At 67.0% G+C, this 15,088-nt stretch carries 14 protein-coding genes; 5 read left to right on the top strand and 9 right to left on the bottom strand.

Going from position 1 to position 15,088, the window contains the following annotated elements; translation table 11 throughout:
- Positions 1–8: 8 nt before the first annotated feature.
- From CKO28_RS09280 to CKO28_RS09265, 4 genes are all read right to left on the bottom strand, one after another.
- Positions 9–521: an A24 family peptidase gene (locus tag CKO28_RS09280; protein ID WP_200340390.1), complete on the bottom strand. Its 513-nt coding sequence runs from the start codon at positions 519–521 to the stop codon at positions 9–11.
- A complete protein-coding gene (locus tag CKO28_RS09275) occupies positions 518–2,332 on the bottom strand; it encodes a type II secretion system protein GspD (protein ID WP_200340388.1) in 1,815 nt (604 codons plus the stop codon). The genes CKO28_RS09280 and CKO28_RS09275 overlap by 4 nt, the downstream gene beginning before the upstream one ends.
- Before the next feature lie 155 nt (positions 2,333–2,487).
- Positions 2,488–3,087, bottom strand: a complete 600-nt coding sequence (locus CKO28_RS09270; RefSeq protein ID WP_200340386.1) for a pilus assembly protein TadG-related protein — start codon at positions 3,085–3,087, stop codon at positions 2,488–2,490.
- A gap of 109 nt (positions 3,088–3,196) precedes the next feature.
- A complete protein-coding gene (locus CKO28_RS09265; RefSeq protein WP_200340384.1) occupies positions 3,197–3,373 on the bottom strand; it encodes a Flp family type IVb pilin in 177 nt (58 codons plus the stop codon).
- Between the two features lie 239 nt (positions 3,374–3,612).
- Here CKO28_RS09265 and CKO28_RS09260 point away from each other — a divergent pair, with 239 nt between their 5' ends.
- From CKO28_RS09260 to CKO28_RS09250, 3 genes are read left to right on the top strand one after another with little or no spacing between them, the layout of a single operon-like run.
- Positions 3,613–4,614, top strand: coding sequence for a glycosyltransferase family 2 protein (locus CKO28_RS09260; RefSeq protein WP_200340382.1), 1,002 nt, complete (start codon positions 3,613–3,615; stop codon positions 4,612–4,614).
- Positions 4,608–6,599 carry a hypothetical protein gene (locus tag CKO28_RS09255; RefSeq protein WP_200340380.1) on the top strand — a complete coding sequence of 664 codons (1,992 nt, stop codon included), beginning with the start codon at positions 4,608–4,610 and terminating at the stop codon, positions 6,597–6,599. The genes CKO28_RS09260 and CKO28_RS09255 overlap by 7 nt, the downstream gene beginning before the upstream one ends.
- Complete coding sequence (locus tag CKO28_RS09250; RefSeq protein ID WP_200340378.1) at positions 6,589–7,416, top strand: hypothetical protein; 828 nt, start codon at positions 6,589–6,591, stop codon at positions 7,414–7,416. The genes CKO28_RS09255 and CKO28_RS09250 overlap by 11 nt, the downstream gene beginning before the upstream one ends.
- On the opposite strand, the gene CKO28_RS09245 is transcribed toward CKO28_RS09250, so the two are convergent.
- Positions 7,417–8,580: a DUF2336 domain-containing protein gene (locus CKO28_RS09245; RefSeq protein WP_200340376.1), complete on the bottom strand. Its 1,164-nt coding sequence runs from the start codon at positions 8,578–8,580 to the stop codon at positions 7,417–7,419.
- 162 nt (positions 8,581–8,742) lie between these two features.
- Entirely contained in the window at positions 8,743–9,639 is an 897-nt protein-coding gene (locus CKO28_RS09240) for a hypothetical protein (protein ID WP_200340374.1), read from the bottom strand.
- 163 nt (positions 9,640–9,802) lie between these two features.
- Here CKO28_RS09240 and CKO28_RS09235 point away from each other — a divergent pair, with 163 nt between their 5' ends.
- Positions 9,803–10,252: a RusA family crossover junction endodeoxyribonuclease gene (locus CKO28_RS09235; protein WP_200340372.1), complete on the top strand. Its 450-nt coding sequence runs from the start codon at positions 9,803–9,805 to the stop codon at positions 10,250–10,252.
- An 11-nt stretch (positions 10,253–10,263) separates the two neighbouring features.
- On the opposite strand, the gene CKO28_RS09230 is transcribed toward CKO28_RS09235, so the two are convergent.
- Positions 10,264–10,872, bottom strand: coding sequence for a transglycosylase SLT domain-containing protein (locus CKO28_RS09230; protein ID WP_200340370.1), 609 nt, complete (start codon positions 10,870–10,872; stop codon positions 10,264–10,266).
- A 176-nt stretch (positions 10,873–11,048) separates the two neighbouring features.
- On the opposite strand from CKO28_RS09230, the gene CKO28_RS28055 reads away from it, so the two are divergent.
- On the top strand, positions 11,049–11,429 hold the full coding sequence (locus tag CKO28_RS28055) for a MucR family transcriptional regulator (RefSeq protein WP_200340368.1): 381 nt from the start codon (positions 11,049–11,051) through the stop codon (positions 11,427–11,429).
- 140 nt (positions 11,430–11,569) lie between these two features.
- Here the strand turns inward: CKO28_RS28055 and CKO28_RS09220 are convergent, their stop codons facing one another.
- Both CKO28_RS09220 and CKO28_RS09215 read right to left on the bottom strand, forming a co-directional pair.
- Positions 11,570–12,781 (bottom strand): site-2 protease family protein, encoded by a 1,212-nt coding sequence (locus CKO28_RS09220; RefSeq protein WP_200340366.1) that lies wholly within the window; start codon positions 12,779–12,781, stop codon positions 11,570–11,572.
- A gap of 9 nt (positions 12,782–12,790) precedes the next feature.
- On the bottom strand, positions 12,791–15,088 hold the full coding sequence (locus tag CKO28_RS09215; protein ID WP_200340364.1) for a spermine/spermidine synthase domain-containing protein: 2,298 nt from the start codon (positions 15,086–15,088) through the stop codon (positions 12,791–12,793).

The following is a 15,088-nucleotide window of genomic DNA, read 5'->3' as shown; positions in this document are numbered from 1 at the left end:
TTCGCATGTCAGATCACTCCGAGGGCAGCGGCCTGCTGAAACAGCGCTGGGAAGGTGCCGGCGCAGATGGCGACAGCGTAGGGCGTGCGGGTGTAGGCGTTAGATTTCCAGTCGAGCTCCCAGATCGACGGGAACACCTTGGAGATCAGGTATTGGGCGGCCGGGCTGGAGCGGACGACGATATAACTGAGCGACATCGCACCCCCGGCCAGCGCCATCACGATCAGGAACAGCGGCGCATGCGCGAGGCCGAACCACAGCGCCAGCACGCTGATCAGCTTGACGTCGCCGGCGCCGACCGCACGCAGATGCCACGACAAGTAGCCGAAGGCGAATGCAGCGGCGGCGAGCGCGAGGTCCGGGACGATGTCGACGCTGGCCGGCATTACGGCCCACCGCAGGGCGAAGATGCCGAGCAGGGTCAGGACGATCGCGTTGGGGATGATGCGCCGGCGAATGTCTGTCCAGGTGGCATAGGCGACCAAGAGCGCGACATAGCCGAAGGTGGCCGGTAAGATCATCGTGACGCCTCCCCGTCACGCAGGCTCTCCAGCAGGAGGTCCTTGGGGATAACGTCCGTCTTCTTCGCGCCGCGCTTGACCGCGTCCAGAACCGCGCCGGGCTCCTGATCCACACGCCCGCCGACGCGGTCGTTCTCGGTCCAGTTTTCCGGGCGGATCTTGATCAGACGGGGGCGCATCATGATCACGAGCTCGGTGCGCTTATGCGCGCTCGCGTTCCCAATCGCAGTCTCGGTGCCCGGGATCAGAGTCTGGCTGGTGTCACCGGTGTCTCGGATCAGGCCGCCGATCACGATCAGGTCGCCCGGACGCGCCTCGAACTCGGTGTGCAAACGGCGCTGCGAGGTCTGCGGCAGCTGCAGTTTTACCGACCCGGTGTCAAAGGTGTTGAACCGGATCAACTCGACAAGATCAAGGAACAGCTTCGAGGACACCACACCGTTGGTATAGCTACCGCCAAGGACCATCTTTACACCGGTCTCGATTTGCTTGGTGTCGACGCCGGTGTTGTTCTGGTTGTCGCCGTCGTCGTTCTCGCTGCTGTTGACCTCGACCTTGCTGATATACTCGAGCGTCTCGCCGACGTGGTAGAGCGCATGCCGGCCGCTGGAAAGCGAGATCGTCGGCTTTGCCAGGGCACGCGTAGTGCCGTGAGACTCCAGGAAGCTCAATAGCCCAGCGATCACGCTAGTGCCTGCCTCGCCAACTACGCCCAGCGCGAGACCATCGGCAAGGCCGGCAGATGCCCCGATCGCCTGGGCGACGTCCGACAGGCTCGACTCGCCGCTCCCGCCCTCACTCTCACTGCTGCCGCTGCCCGGCGTCGGCGCACTGGTGCCCGCCGACGCGCTGGTGTTGTTAATCGCGCCGAACTGCAGCTCGACGCCGTCCCTGGTCGTGAGCGAGCTCCAGTTGATACCGACGTCCTGCCCCTTCTGCAGCGCGACCTCGTAGACCCAGGTGTCGTAGACGATGACATCCCGAGAGTGCTCAAAGTCGGACATGTACTGGGCGATGCGGCGGTATGTCGGGTAGTCCGCCGTGAAGTTGACGACGTCCGAATGACCGTCGACCACGGCTTCTCGGGCGCCCAGGTCGACAAAAGTCCGGGCGAACGCATCTCGCAAAGAGCCCGGCTGCTCAGGCGCCCGGTCATTGCTGCTGTCGGCGCCTTCCTCGTCGCCTGTGTCCGCGAGATAGGCCTCGTTCAGGATCCGGTAGGGAGTCAGGCCGGTGGCGGTCTCGACCACGCTCGGGGACATGCCGCCGTCTTCTTCCTCGTCGTCGGCGGACTCCTGTTTGGCCGACATGAACGGCATATCCGGCACGCGGACCGAGAAGCTTCGCTCGTCGTCGATCTGCAGCACGCCGTCCGCGTAGTGGTAGAACAGGCCCGCCTGCCGCGCGATCAGCTCGATCGCCTCGCCCATCGGGCGCTTAACCGGGTCGATCAGGGAGACGCGCCGTGTCGCGAGACCGGGGGCCGGAACCACCGCCACGTCATAGGGCGCGGCGATGATCTTCAGGACCTCGTAGGCCGGCATGTCGCGCACCACGACCGGACCCACCTGGTACGCCGGCAGCGGCTCGCCGCGGTCGAAACCCAGCCCCAGGCTTTGCTGGATGTCCGCCTCCAGAACCACCACCGGCTCGCGATCGAATCGAACGATGTCCTCCGCGTTGATCGTCTCTTTCGGCGGCGTAGGGATCGTCTCGACGTTCTTCGCGCCGTCCGCGCAGCCGGCCAAGGCTACGGCGGCGGCGACGGCGGCGCTGGTCAGGAGAGCGCGGCGGCGGGAGCGAGCGAACATGGCAGCGGCCTATCTTGGTGGGACCGTATTTGATTTATGGAGTACGGTCTCTTGCACTCCTGCTTGGGATATATGTCCGAATTCAGGGCGCAGAAGTGGCGAATTGCCTTGAATGCTGCGCGACCAGAGGCAGGTGCAGGGACAGACGAGACGCCCTAGCGCCCACCGGGGCCACCGCCGGGACCCCCACCGGATCCGCGCCCGGGGTTTCCTCCCGACCCCCAGCCTGACCCGTTGCCTGACCCGTTTCCTGGGCCACCGCCAGGACCGCCTCCCGGACCGCCTCCCGGACCGCCACCGGGAGTCGAGGGCGTGCCCTGATATTCGGCCGTGGCCAGAACGGTGATCTCGGACCAGCCGGTGTCGAGCGCCTGAATGAAGCTGGTGTCGACATCGACCTCGACGTCGATGCGCAGCTGGTCAGATGCGGAGCACGTCACGTTGACGCGGGGCGCGCTGGAACCTGGGAAACCGCCACTCGCGAGGTTCAGATCCAGCACATGCCGGGCGATCGACTCAGCGCGCACGCGGTTCGCGCCGCAGTCGAGGATCGCCGGGTTGTTGTCGATGTGCTGGACGGCCGCGCGTGCGGCGAAGTCCGCGGCAGACAGCGCGCGCTCGCGCGTCAGCCAGGCAGAAGAAAGATCCAGGCCGAGCCCGACCATCGCCATCACAGGTAGGGCCGCGACCCCAGCCAGCACCAGCGCGCTCCCGTCACGAGCCCTGAGGAACTGCGAAAATCGTCGCTGGGTCATGCCGGTCTCGGTCGAATTCGATGGGAGGCCGGATAAAGAGCCCCCCCAGAAAGACGACGGGGGCGAGCGGTCGCCCGCTCGCCCCCGCGAAGCCTTCAGCCAGCCCGGCTTACGGGTTGACGTTGGCGGCCTCGGTGCTCAGACGCGTCGCCACGTCGTTGAACAGCGAGGAGATCGCCTCACCGACGTTGGTGATCGCGACGATCGCGGCCACCGCGATCAGAGCGACCAGCAGGCCGTACTCGACGAGGGAGGCACCGGACTGATCGGCGAAGAACTTCTGCATGAGACTGTTCCCTTCATGCGTGGGTGAGAACTAGATGGGGAGAAACCCCGTCTGCGGCGTCGGGGATCGCGCCCCGCACAGACTTGGAATTATGGTCGCCCCCTATCCGCGCAACCGTATTCGTGACCGAAAACACTCAAATGCGCGACTTTTTTCGGTAGACCGTGGCCTTGCGGGCTTGTGAGTACGGTTCTACGGCCCTCCTTTAAGGTCAGGACTCATGACCCGTGGAGACCATCATGGACAGCGCCCTCAAGTGCGCTCACGGCGGCCTGGAGCCCCCGTTCGCGCAACCTCTCGTCACCCAGCCGGCGCGCCCGCGCACGCTGGTCATCCAGATCCCCGCCTACAACGAGGAGGTGACGCTCGCGCTGGCCCTGGGCGATCTGCCGCGGCAGGTAGAGGGCTTCGACCGGGTTCTGTGGCTGGTGGTCGACGACGGCTCGAACGACCGGACCGGCGAGGTCGCGCGGGTGTGCGGGGTCGATCATGTCGTGCGGTTGGGCACCAACCGCGGCCTGGCCGCGGCTTGGCAAGCCGGCATAGAGACCGCACTGTGCCTGGGTGCGGACGTGATCGTGAACACCGATGCGGATAACCAGTATCAGGCGAGCGCGATCCCGGACCTGGTCGCGCCGATCCTGCAGGGTCGGGCCGACATCGTGGTCGGTGAGCGCCCGATCAGCGAGATCGCGCACTTCACGCCGGCCAAGAAGCTGTTGCAGCGGATGGGCTCGCGTGTGATGCGCGCGGTCAGCCGGACCGGGGTGGCGGACGCGCCCAGCGGTTTCCGCGCCCTGTCGCGCGATGCCGCGCAGCGCATCGTGGTACTGTCTGAGTACACCTACACGCTCGAGACGCTGATCCAGGCCGGGCACCGGGGGATGCGGGTGGTGAACGCGCCGGTGGGTGTGAACGAGGACCTGCGCCCGTCCCGCCTGGTCCGTTCGATCCCGAGCTACATCAAGAGGTCCATCGGCACGATGCTGCGCTTCTGGATCGCGCACCGCCTCGCCGGTGTACTGGCGAAGGCCGCCACCGGGACCGCTTTCATCGGTCTGGTCCTGCTTGCCATCACGGTCTGCGGCGGCGGTTTCGCAGCCGCGTCCGGGGTCGCCTTTGGTTTCGCAGCGGCCTTCGGGATCGCGGCCGCCCTGGCTGACAGCCTGCAGATGAACCGCCGCCTGCTTGAAGACATCCGGCGCCGCCAGCTGGCATGCGAGGACGGGCCGGCATGCTGAAGGCGCGGGAGACGACGATGCGCGAGATCGCGCCCCTGCTCGGGATCGCCAGCTGCGCGCTTCTGGGCCTTCAAGCCTTTCTCGGACAGGCCGTCGGCGGCGGCCTGTTCGGCGACGCCCTGCTCGGACCCGACAGCTACGCGCGAGGCGCGCGGGTGCTCGATCTCCTGCAAGGCGGCGGCTGGTTCGAGCCCGCCCTCGATCGGGTTGTTCCGGGTGGCGTCGAGCAACACTGGAGCCGCGCCATGGATCTCCTGATCGCCATGGGCACGCTGTTGTTCTGGCCGTTCTCGATCGACCTGCAGTCCGCCATCGTCGGCTGGTCCACGGTCCTGCCGCCCGTGCTGCACGTGGCGTTGCTGTGGGCGGCGGTCTGGGCCGTGTCGCCGGTCTTCGACCGGCAGCGTTTGCTCTACCTGACGCTGATCCTGGTGGCGCAGATCTATATCGCCCCGCAGTTCGCCCCCGGGCGGATCGATTGGCACAGCCTCGTGCTGATCACCTCGGTGGTGACACTCGGGTTTCTGCTGCGCCTGCTCAGTCGAGACGGGGAGCGGGTCGGCGCGGCGATCGGGCTCGGCGCCGTGTTCGCGGCGGGCATCTGGATCTCACCCGAGACCATGCTGACTCTGGCGCCGACCGTGGGCGTGATCGGACTCGCCTGGTGCCTGCACACGCGACGGATGGGTGCGCGCGACGGCCTCACGCTGTCTGGTGTCGCGCTGGCGGGTCTGGTGGCGCTGCACCTGCTCGATCACGGCACGCTGTGGAGTGTGCCCACGGTCGACCGGATCTCGGGCCTCTACCTGGGGCTGTTCGCGGCGCACTTTGGCTTCTGGATGCTGGCGCGCCTGACCGAACGGCACGTGTCGAGGGGCGGCGTGCCGCTTGCGCGCCTGGCAATCGCCGGCGTCTGCGCTCTGACTGTCGTGCTGGGCCTTTACGAGGCGTTCCCGGCCCTCGCCAGCGGCCGGATCAACGAGGTCGACGACCTCTATCACGATCTCCGGGTGGCGCACATCCAGGAGTTGGACGGGGTCTTCTCGTTCAGTCATCTGCTGAGCCGCGGCGTGCTCGAGACACTGACCGGCGCGCTGCCCAAGCTCAGCCTGTTCCTGCTGGCACTTCCGCTGCTGGCCTGGCGCCTGCTCGCAGCGCGTGGCCTGGGTGCCTGGCTGTGGGGCTGGCTCGCGCTCTGCTTCGCGATCCTGCTGCGCGATGACTTCGTGCCGAACCGGATGCTGGCGATCTTCGCGCTGCTGTCGGCCTATCCGGTCGCCGAGGCGCTTGGAAAACTGCTCGATGAGCTAGACCGCCGCGCAGTCGTGAGCGCGGTGCGGCGCGCCATGGCTGGCAACGTGCCCGCCGGCGGAGCCGGTTGGGAGAGCCTGATGTCCCCGCAGTGGCGGCGTAGCACGGTCGTCGCCACGTTGCTGGTCGCGATCCTGTTCGCCCTGCCCTTCGCCGGCCGGCCGTTCGCGGCGGACACGGGGCCGCATCGCTACCGCCTGCCGGAGATGAACGAGACGCTGGTCGGCAAGGTCGAGCGGCCGGCGCGGCCGGCCGGATGCGGCCACGACCGGGTCATCGATCTGCTGCCGGCTGGCAGCCGGACGGTCATGACCTACGCCGATCTCGGACCGCAGATCCTGTTTCGGACCGAGCACAAGGTTCTGTCGATCCCCACGCATCGCCCGCAACCCGGGTTCGCCGCGAGCCATCTCGCGATGTCCGCCGAACGCGCCGAGGCGGCACGCGATATTCTGACCGACCTCGGCGTGGATCTCGTGCTGATCTGTGACTCACCAGGTGTGCGTGCCTTCTTCGCTCTGGATGATCGGTCCAGTGTCGGGTCCCGTTTGCTCGCCGGGGCCGACCTGCCGGGGTTCGGGCAGGTCGCGCTGCCGCGCTGGGCGCGCCAAGCCGGCCTGGCGCTGGTGCGCGTGGAGAAGGCCAGGGCCTCGGGAGGGCGGGATGGCTTCTGATATCCGCCTGCTCGCGTTCGAGCGGAAGGGCCTTCAGCCGGGTCAGTTCGCCATCCGGACGGATGGAAGGCCGGACATCCGGATCGGGGAGCAGAGTCCGGCGATGCGGTGGAACCGGGCGCTCGCCCGCGCGCGCCACCCGGATCTGAGCGGGCTTGCGACGCTGGCGCTGGTGCGGCACGCCCAGGGTCCGGTTACCGCCAACGGAGGGCGCGTGCAGCTTCTCGAACTCACGGAGAGCGAGCGCACGCGCGACCTGGCACTGGCTGAGACGCTTCGACTCATGACTGAGCGCGAGCGTGTGCGTGCGGGCCTGGAGGATGCCGCCTTCGCTTGTCAGGGGCAGAGGCTGGAAGTGCGCCTCTGTTTGACCGGCAGCGACGGGCACATGCTGCTGCGCCAGCGCCGCGACGGGAAGCTGGGGCTGGGCGTGGACGTGCCGCTGTGGGCGGCAGATCGACACCTGGGCGAGCGGCTGTTCGAGCGGACTTGCAGTCGGGTGATGACCCGGCTGGGGGTGCCGGCAGGCATCGCTGCCCGGGCGGCTGTCCGGGCGGTGAAGGCACTCGCTTACGACTATGAAGCCTGTCGTTTCGTCGCGATCGCGTTCTGCGATCTCGGTCGGTTGGTATCCGACGATCTGCCGGCGGCCAAGCTCGCGGGTCGACTAAGTGCGCTCGGCATTCACAGTCTGAATGAGCGCGGCCGTTGCTCCGGTGCGGCGCCACCGGCTCTCAGCGATGCGCTGAGCCGCTTCTCTTACGAACTCACAGCCGCGTTTGCCTCGTTCCAGCGGGCGCCGGCGAAACCGGATTGATCACTCGCTGTCGGTTGGTTGCAGCGTTCGGTCGGGGGCGCCGCCGATGTGCGGCGGCGTGGCGGTGCCAGTCTGGGGTGCCAGCGGGACGATCTCCGCTTTGGCTTCGTCCTGGGCGCTCTCGCGCAGAGCATCGAGCGGGATCTCGTCGGATTCGTTGAGGGCGCAGAGCATCTCCGACACCCACTGCGGGCATTCATCGTCGACATCGCCGATCTGACGGTGGATGGTCGAGATGAAGTGGTGCATGTAGGCGCGCTGGTCGGAAGCGCGCCGGCCCACTGATCCGCGCTGGGCGAGGGACAGGGCCGTCGAAAAGACGTCGTGCAGTTCGTCAGGAACCCCGGCGGCCGCGAGGATCTCGGCCTGCTCTTGCCGGTCGGTGCCGTACAGGGGATTTCGCACCTGGCGCACGCCCTGCCCCGCCAGACAGGCGATCGACGCATCGAACAGGTCGACCTCGCTGCGGCAGAGGAGATGCAGGAGGATTTCCGAGGTCAGCAGGTGAGCAGCGTGCAGCGAGTCCGCGATACCGCCTGTGGCCTCGCCTTGCAGACGCATCTGACGGGCGATCTCTATGATGATCGAGGACGCGCTTGCCGTCGCGACCAGACCGGCCTCCTCGGCCATGTTGTATCGCTGCTGCAACAGGCTGCGCAGGTGGTTGGCGGCCATCTGGATCAGGTGCAGCACGAGGGAGAACGGCATCCGCCGCTCGATCCGACGGGACAGCACTTTGACGTGCGCATGCGGTGGCGATCCGGCGTAGAGCACCTGCTGGTGCGGCATCGAAACCCGGCGATCAGTCGCCAGCCGGAGGCCAGAGGCCGCTTGCGGGAGGGGCGCGCTCAGCAGCGCGCCCAGGCCGTCGCGGCTCATCCGCTCGAGCTGGACCAGGATCGGCAAGTGCGAGCGCGCCAGGACGCGGGCCATCTCCACGGCAGTCTCATCCGCGAACAGCTCGCTGACGTAAGTCTGCCGCGGCACCTCGATGCGGAACATCTGGTCGAGCTGTCGCGCGACCACCAGAATGTCGTCCTGACTGACCTGGGCGACGTGCGCTTTCGCCCGCCGGCCCTGGGCGGCCTCAAGGCGCTCGGCCGCGGTCTCGGCTGGCTCGGATAATGCGAGGACGTCGAAAATCGCCGGCGCGTCGTCGGTCATTCCGCCCCATGCTCCATGGCAGGAAACCCCACTGACGCGGTGATATCGGCTGCGCCCGGCGGAGGCAATGGCGAATACCATTTTTGCCCGCGCGTGATAAGGGCCGCCGTCGACGCCCTTGGCCTTGATGCGCGCAGGGTTACGATATTGGCAATCGCTATGTCACTTGGCCGAGACGGCAGTTCGGTTGGCGCTTGAAAGCTGGCGGTCCTTGTCAATCTCGATCCGTGCGATCACACGCCGCAGGCCATGGATCGTCTGCGATAGGCGCTCCGCCCTTTCGGCGGTCGGGTCCGCCATCATGTCAGCGTAATTAACGCTGAGCGCCTCCGCGGCCTCGAACAGTCGCCGGCACGGCTCGGGCAGGTTCGAGCGATCCGCGCCCGCGGGACCTGGAGGCGGCGCTGGCGTGGGCTGGGTCGGGGCCTGCGCCGGTGCGTCTTGAGCCGGCGGTTCGGCCGCTTGTTCTGTGGCTTCGCCGTAATTGGCTGGCGTTCTGTGAGAGCGGGCCGGCTTGGCGCGTAGCTTGAGGGTGCCCGAGAGCCTGGGCCGGCCCTCACGGGAGGTCTTCTCGGCCGCCTTGTCGGAATCGCTTGACGAGGTATCAGCCTGACCGGGCAGCGCGATCAGGGACGCGCTAGCAGCCGTCTGGATCCGTGCCGTCGGGCTCGGCTCCCGGGGTGCTGGCGTATCCGGTTCCCCGCTGTGTGCCGAGCCATTACTGGCATGCGCGCCCGAAGCTTCGCTGGCCGGGTCGGCACTCCCGGACGCGCCATTCGACGACGAGGTCTCGGTGGCGCCGCCCGCGCTTTCGCTGACCCCGTTTGACGTCGTGGCGGCGTTCGGGTCTTCGAGACCCTGTTCAGCAGCGACCTGACTTTCGAACTTCTTCATCGCTTTGAGGACCGTCGAACGCGAGCAGGCGTAGCTACGCGCGATCATCGGCAAGCTCTCATCGAGCGTGTGATAGCGATGATAGACGGACGCGTAGTCCACGGGCGGAATTTTCGCCATTTGAACCCATTTCCGATCTTGTGGGCGCTCGAACACCTTGCCCATCAGTTAAGACCTTAATCCAGGTGCGTCCACTGCACAAATCGGTCGCACGTCGGCGTGTGAGGGTAGATTGCACATAACCGCATCACAGGCGCGTAAACTCGGCCTTGCCGGCACTAAGAAGGTGCCGAAGCCGAAACCGCCGACCGCGAAGGCCGTCGCTCAGATGTCCGGCCCGCCGGCCCCGCACGCGATCACCTTCGAGGTCGCGGGGCGGATGATGCCGAAGGAGCGCGCACGCGCTGGCGGCGGGCACCACTACACCCCGAAGGACACCCGGAGGGCCGAGGAGGCGATTCGGGAGATCACCCGCGTCGCCTTCCACGGCTACGGCCCCTGGCGGGGCGCGGTGCGTGTCGATCTGGACTTGATCCTGTCGCCTCCGGAGAGCTGGTCGGCCCGCCGCCGGGCCCGGGCGCTCGAAGGTGAGGTGGTCCCCACGTCAAAGCCGGATGTGGATAATTGGCAGAAGGCGCTGTTCGACGGCGCGGAGGGCGTGGCCTACCGAAACGATTCGCAGATCACGGAGGTCGTGATCCGCAAGCGCTACGGCCCGCGCAGCAAGGCCGTGGTGACGATGACCCCCCTGCCCGGCGAACCTGCTTACGCGCGCTAGATCGGGCCACCTCAGTCGGCCAGACGGGCCGCGTCCAGGTACTGACGGTAACGACCCGAGCAGTGATCCATCGCGGCTCGCGTCAGCCGGCCGAAGCCGAGCGCCACCTGGTGGTGCAGCACGCGGCAGACATATCGTATCTGAGCGGAGCGATTCTGTGGGCTCGCGTGATAATGGGCGACCGCTTCTGTCCAGGTGCCGTGCCGCAGGTACAGATCGCGCAGGAAGCGCGCGGCGTAGCGCACGTTCGTCCGGGGATCGAGCATGTGCTGCGGGGACCTGAAGTTGTCTCCGTGGTAGCGCACGAAGATTTGCATGCAGCCCACCGCCATTGACCGGTGCATCTCGCCGCTATTATCGACCATGCGGCGCAACGCCTCGGCGCGTGTCTCCGGGTACTGGCCCTGGCCGTCGATGTTGAGGGTCCAGGGCCAAACCGTGCCGCGGTGGCCGGCCTCAACAAACGCGATCGACGTCAGGATGCCACGCGGAATCCCGAACTCCCTCTCCGCGCGCGGCAACTCCGCGAGGCACAGACGGTCGGTGCCGGCCGCTACTGGCCCTGCCGAGAGCGTGGCCAGAAGCAGGGCGATCGCCGGAAGAAGAAGGGTCCTGGGCATGCGGCACTCCGGGGGGGGTCTCCTCCTGAGATATGGCGGAAATGCGGCGGGAGTAGCGTGGATTTTCGGTAAAACGTACGTGATCAACGGTCCTTGCTTGTAGCTCGACCGTGTTTGAATATTTCCAACAGTAAGAGGCGCCTGAGCCGGCGTCGTGACGCGGAGGAAAGCGGAACGTGGACAGGAGCTCGGAGGCGGCGCGCCTCACGGCGCAGGCTCTTGCTGGCTATCTTAATCAGCGCCCGTTCGAAGGCGCGGAGGTAACGCGGGTCAGCCGGGAGCTGCACGCGATTTTCGTCGAACTCCTGTGTGCTGGGCCGGCGAAGCCGGCCGTGCCGGTCGAGCAGTCGGTGCAAGACGATTACCTGATCTGTCTGGAGGACGGCAAGAAGCTGCGCCTGCTGAAGCGCTACCTGAAGGCGCAGTACGGGATGACCCCGGCGGAGTACCGTCGGAAGTGGGGCCTCCCGCCGGACTATCCGATGTGCTGCCCGAGCTACTCACGCGATCGGGCCGCCAAAGCGCGCGAGATCGGGCTCGGCCGCCGGAGCAACTAGGGGCGCTCAACGGGTTCGCCGGACAGTCGGTCGCAGGGGTGACGGCCGGCTGGCTGGCGGGGATGGGGGCGGCGCGGTCGCCGCTCCCATCATTCTCGCTCAACACGCTGATAGCCAGCCGGGCTCATGGCCGCCGGCGCTCACGTCTGGCCTGGTCGTAGGTGAGTCAGCAAGCCGGCGCGCCAGCTCGGGGTCATCAGCACGACGCTCCCGATCGTCAGGGCGATGGCGACGCCCGCGCCAGCCGCGGTGAGGCCGATCACGGTGAGGTCCTTGTGGGCGAGATACACCGTGAGGGCGATCAACAGACCCATGCAGATCCGAGCCATCCAGGTGTGCGCCTTCTCCGGCACGCGGCGGCCGACCAGCTTCTCTCCGGCTGCGATGACGATCTGCCCGCCGTCCAGGACCGGAAGCGGCAGCAGGTTCATGACCGCGAGCGCGAGCGAAATCGTGCCCGCGAAGTAAACCAGGGCCGTTAGACCGCCGAGCTGGATCATCTCGCCGGTGACATGGGTGATCCCGACGATCGACATCAGGCTTTCGACACCGCGGTGGCCGGTGACGACGTCCTTGACCGCCTGGACGGTCATCCGGGTTTGGCTGACGAACATGTCGGCCGTCTCCGCCAGCATCTGTGCGGGCGTGAACCGCACCGGCACGCGGGGCGCAGCCTGGATACCGGTGTAGCCGGCCTCGGTATCTCGGCCCAGAACGTTCGCGGTCAGACGGTCGGGATGAAGGGTGACGTCGATCGGCCGGCCATCGCGCTCGACGATCAAGGCGATCTCACGGTCGAGGCCGGCGAACGCTTCATTGAGGACCTGATCCATCCAGCGCACGTCGCGGCCGTTCACGGCGAGGATCCGGTCGCCCTGGTGAAGACCGGCCTCGGCCGCGGGCGAGCCGGGCTCGACCGCGGCGATTTCGCTCGGCGAGCGGGCGATATCCGCGGTTGCGATGAACAGCATAAAGAGTAAACCAGCGAGCAGGATGTTCGCGATCGGGCCGGCTGCAAGAATGCTGATCCGTGCGCCGGTTCCGGCCGCTGATAGCGGCTTGCCCTCGACATCCGCGCAATCCTTGTCGCCCGGCCCTCCAAGCAGCTCGACGTAGCCGCCGAGCGGCAGGGCCGCGAGTTTCCACTGGGTGCCGTTTTGGTCGCGCTTGAGGGTCCCCAGGCGCGGACCCATGCCGATGGCGAAGGTCTTAACCCCGACTCCGTGATAGCGGGCTGCGAGGTAATGCCCGAGCTCGTGAATGAACACGAGCAGCGCGAACAGCGCCAGGGCCGGCAGGACGTAAAGGCCGATCGTGGTCAGGAAGGTCTCCATCGTCTGCTCCTTCGGCACCCATCGGTGCTACTTGAACGTTGGGGTAAAGGCGCCGTCGCCGCCATGCATGATCAGGAACTCGCCGATCGGCCAGTTGTCGGTCGGTGCAGGCGCGGCGCCGGCCCCGGGCACCACGTGGGTGAGCTTCGGCATAGCTGCGAACAGCTGGTAGGCGGATACGGTCCTGGGCAGCCCGGCGTCGCTCAAGGCGGCGGCCACACTCGGGGCCTCGAAACGACGCGCCGCGCTCGGGCGCATGCGCAGGGGCTGCTCGCTTGCCACGACGATCCAACTGCCCGGTACAAGGACGCCGCCGTATCCCCGCATCGCCCGCGCGTACGGAAACACGTCCAGGATCGCGGTCGCCACATGCGGGCTGAGCTCGTTCATGATCTGAACGACGAGCACGCCACCGGGCGCAAGGCGCTCGCGCGCCTGCTCGAAGAACTCCCGGTGATAGAGCGCGGCGACTCCGGGCAGGACCGGATTGGTGCCATTAGCCGTGATCAGGTCCCAGCGCTGATCGGCAGCCAGAAGGAATTTGCGGCCGTCAGCAACGTGGGTGCTGACCTTGGGGTCGCGGGTGTAGTGATAATTGACGTCAGAGAAGTGCGGCGCGGCGTCGTAGACACCGCGATGAATCTCGACAACGTCGACGCGCTCGATGTCCGGGTACTGGGCCAGCGCACCGGCAGTCACCCCGAGACCCGCGCCAATGACGAGTGCCCGGCGCGGCCTCTCCAGATAAGCCATGCCGGCGTGTGCCTGTTGGTGTTGCGCGTAGAGGGTTTGCGGGAACGCAGGCGTGTAAACGACCGGAAGCCGCCCATTGTAGAGAAACAGGCAGTCCTCGACCTGATCGCCGCACACCGGATGGCGTTCGTTGTAGAGCTGCAGGATCCCTTCGGACCGCTCATCGACCAGCAGGCGCTCGCCGTCGACAGCCGCATGTGGCGGCTGGGTTGGGGCAGCGGCCAGAACCAAAGTTAGGCATGCGGCGACCGCTGCGCCGGCTGACGCAGGGGCGACACGATACCCTGTCCGACCGAGAGCTGCGCCGACGGCAACGGCAAGCGTGGCGCCCGCCATCAGCGCGATAGCGACCTTGAAGCTTCCCCACACCCCAACCTGCTCGATGAGCAGGAAGCCGGCCGAAAGGGCGCCAACGACCGCCCCGGCCGTATTCAGCGCCAGCAACCGCCCTGCCCCGGCGCCGCCGGTTCGCTGAGCGCGTCCTGAAAGTGTCAGGCAAAGCGGAAAGAGCATGCCGGCGGGGACGATCGCCGGAGCGAGCGCCAGCGCGGTGAGGGCGACGCGAACGAGTAGCAGCACTTCGCCCTCCAGCCCCATCCGCATTTCGAGGGCAACGAAGTGGTTCGAAACCAGGTGCGCGAGGAAGAGGCCGGTGGTGAGCCCGGCCGTGGCGGCGGCGAGCACCGCAATCAGAAACATCAGCGGGGTGGCTTGCGGCCGGCGGCGGCACAGCATTTCCACTAGCCGGGTGCCGGTATAGAGTTGCAGCAGGACGGCTGCGAGAAGAGCGCTCATGGCGTAGGTGCGATTGCCGAGCACGAACTGGCCGAGATGTGCCCACACGACCTCGATGATGAATACGACGGCGCCGGACAGCATGGCCAGCCCGAGCAGCAGGGCTTCACCAGAGCGTGCATTCAAGGTGCGCCCGCTGGCGGAGTGGTCGGTGCCCTGCGACGCGGCGCCCCTGGGAGCATTTCGCAGCATCAGGATCGCGATCGCCGCGGCGATGTTGAGACCCCCGGCCGCGAGATAGCTTAGCTCGACACCGAGCAAACGAATCGCGAAAAAACCCGTCAGCAGAACGCCGAGTGCCGCCCCCATGACGTTCCGCGCATACAGGGCTGGGATGAGGTCGCATGCCGGGACCGCGCGATGAGCCGTCACGAACAGATAAGGCAGGGTGGCACCGATGGCGGCTGAGGGTGCCGCGATCAGGGCGAACGCGATCACGCTCTTGATCAGCCAGCTGTCCCCCAGGTCGGCAACCAGCGCACCGAGATCGTACGCATATGCCTGAAGGAACCAGCCGGCGGAAACGGCCGTCAGTGCGATCAAGGTCTCGAGCAGGCCATAGGCCAATCGCGGATCACGGCTTTTGAGACTCAGGCGCTCCGCGAGCCATGCTCCAGCGGCCATTCCTGCCATGAAGGCGGCGAGCGTGACGGCCGCGCCCTCCGCTGTGCCACCGAGCACGATCGCCAGGCTGCGCGCCCAGAGGATTTGATAAGCTAGCGCGGCGGCGCCCGATGCGAGCGCGGCAAACGCGAGCAGCGATACCGTGCGGTTCAT

It is taken from the genome of Rhodovibrio sodomensis (assembly GCF_016583645.1).
GTDB classification, from domain to species: Bacteria; Pseudomonadota; Alphaproteobacteria; order Kiloniellales; family Rhodovibrionaceae; genus Rhodovibrio; species Rhodovibrio sodomensis.
This window is presented reverse-complemented; position numbering and strand designations above follow the sequence as displayed.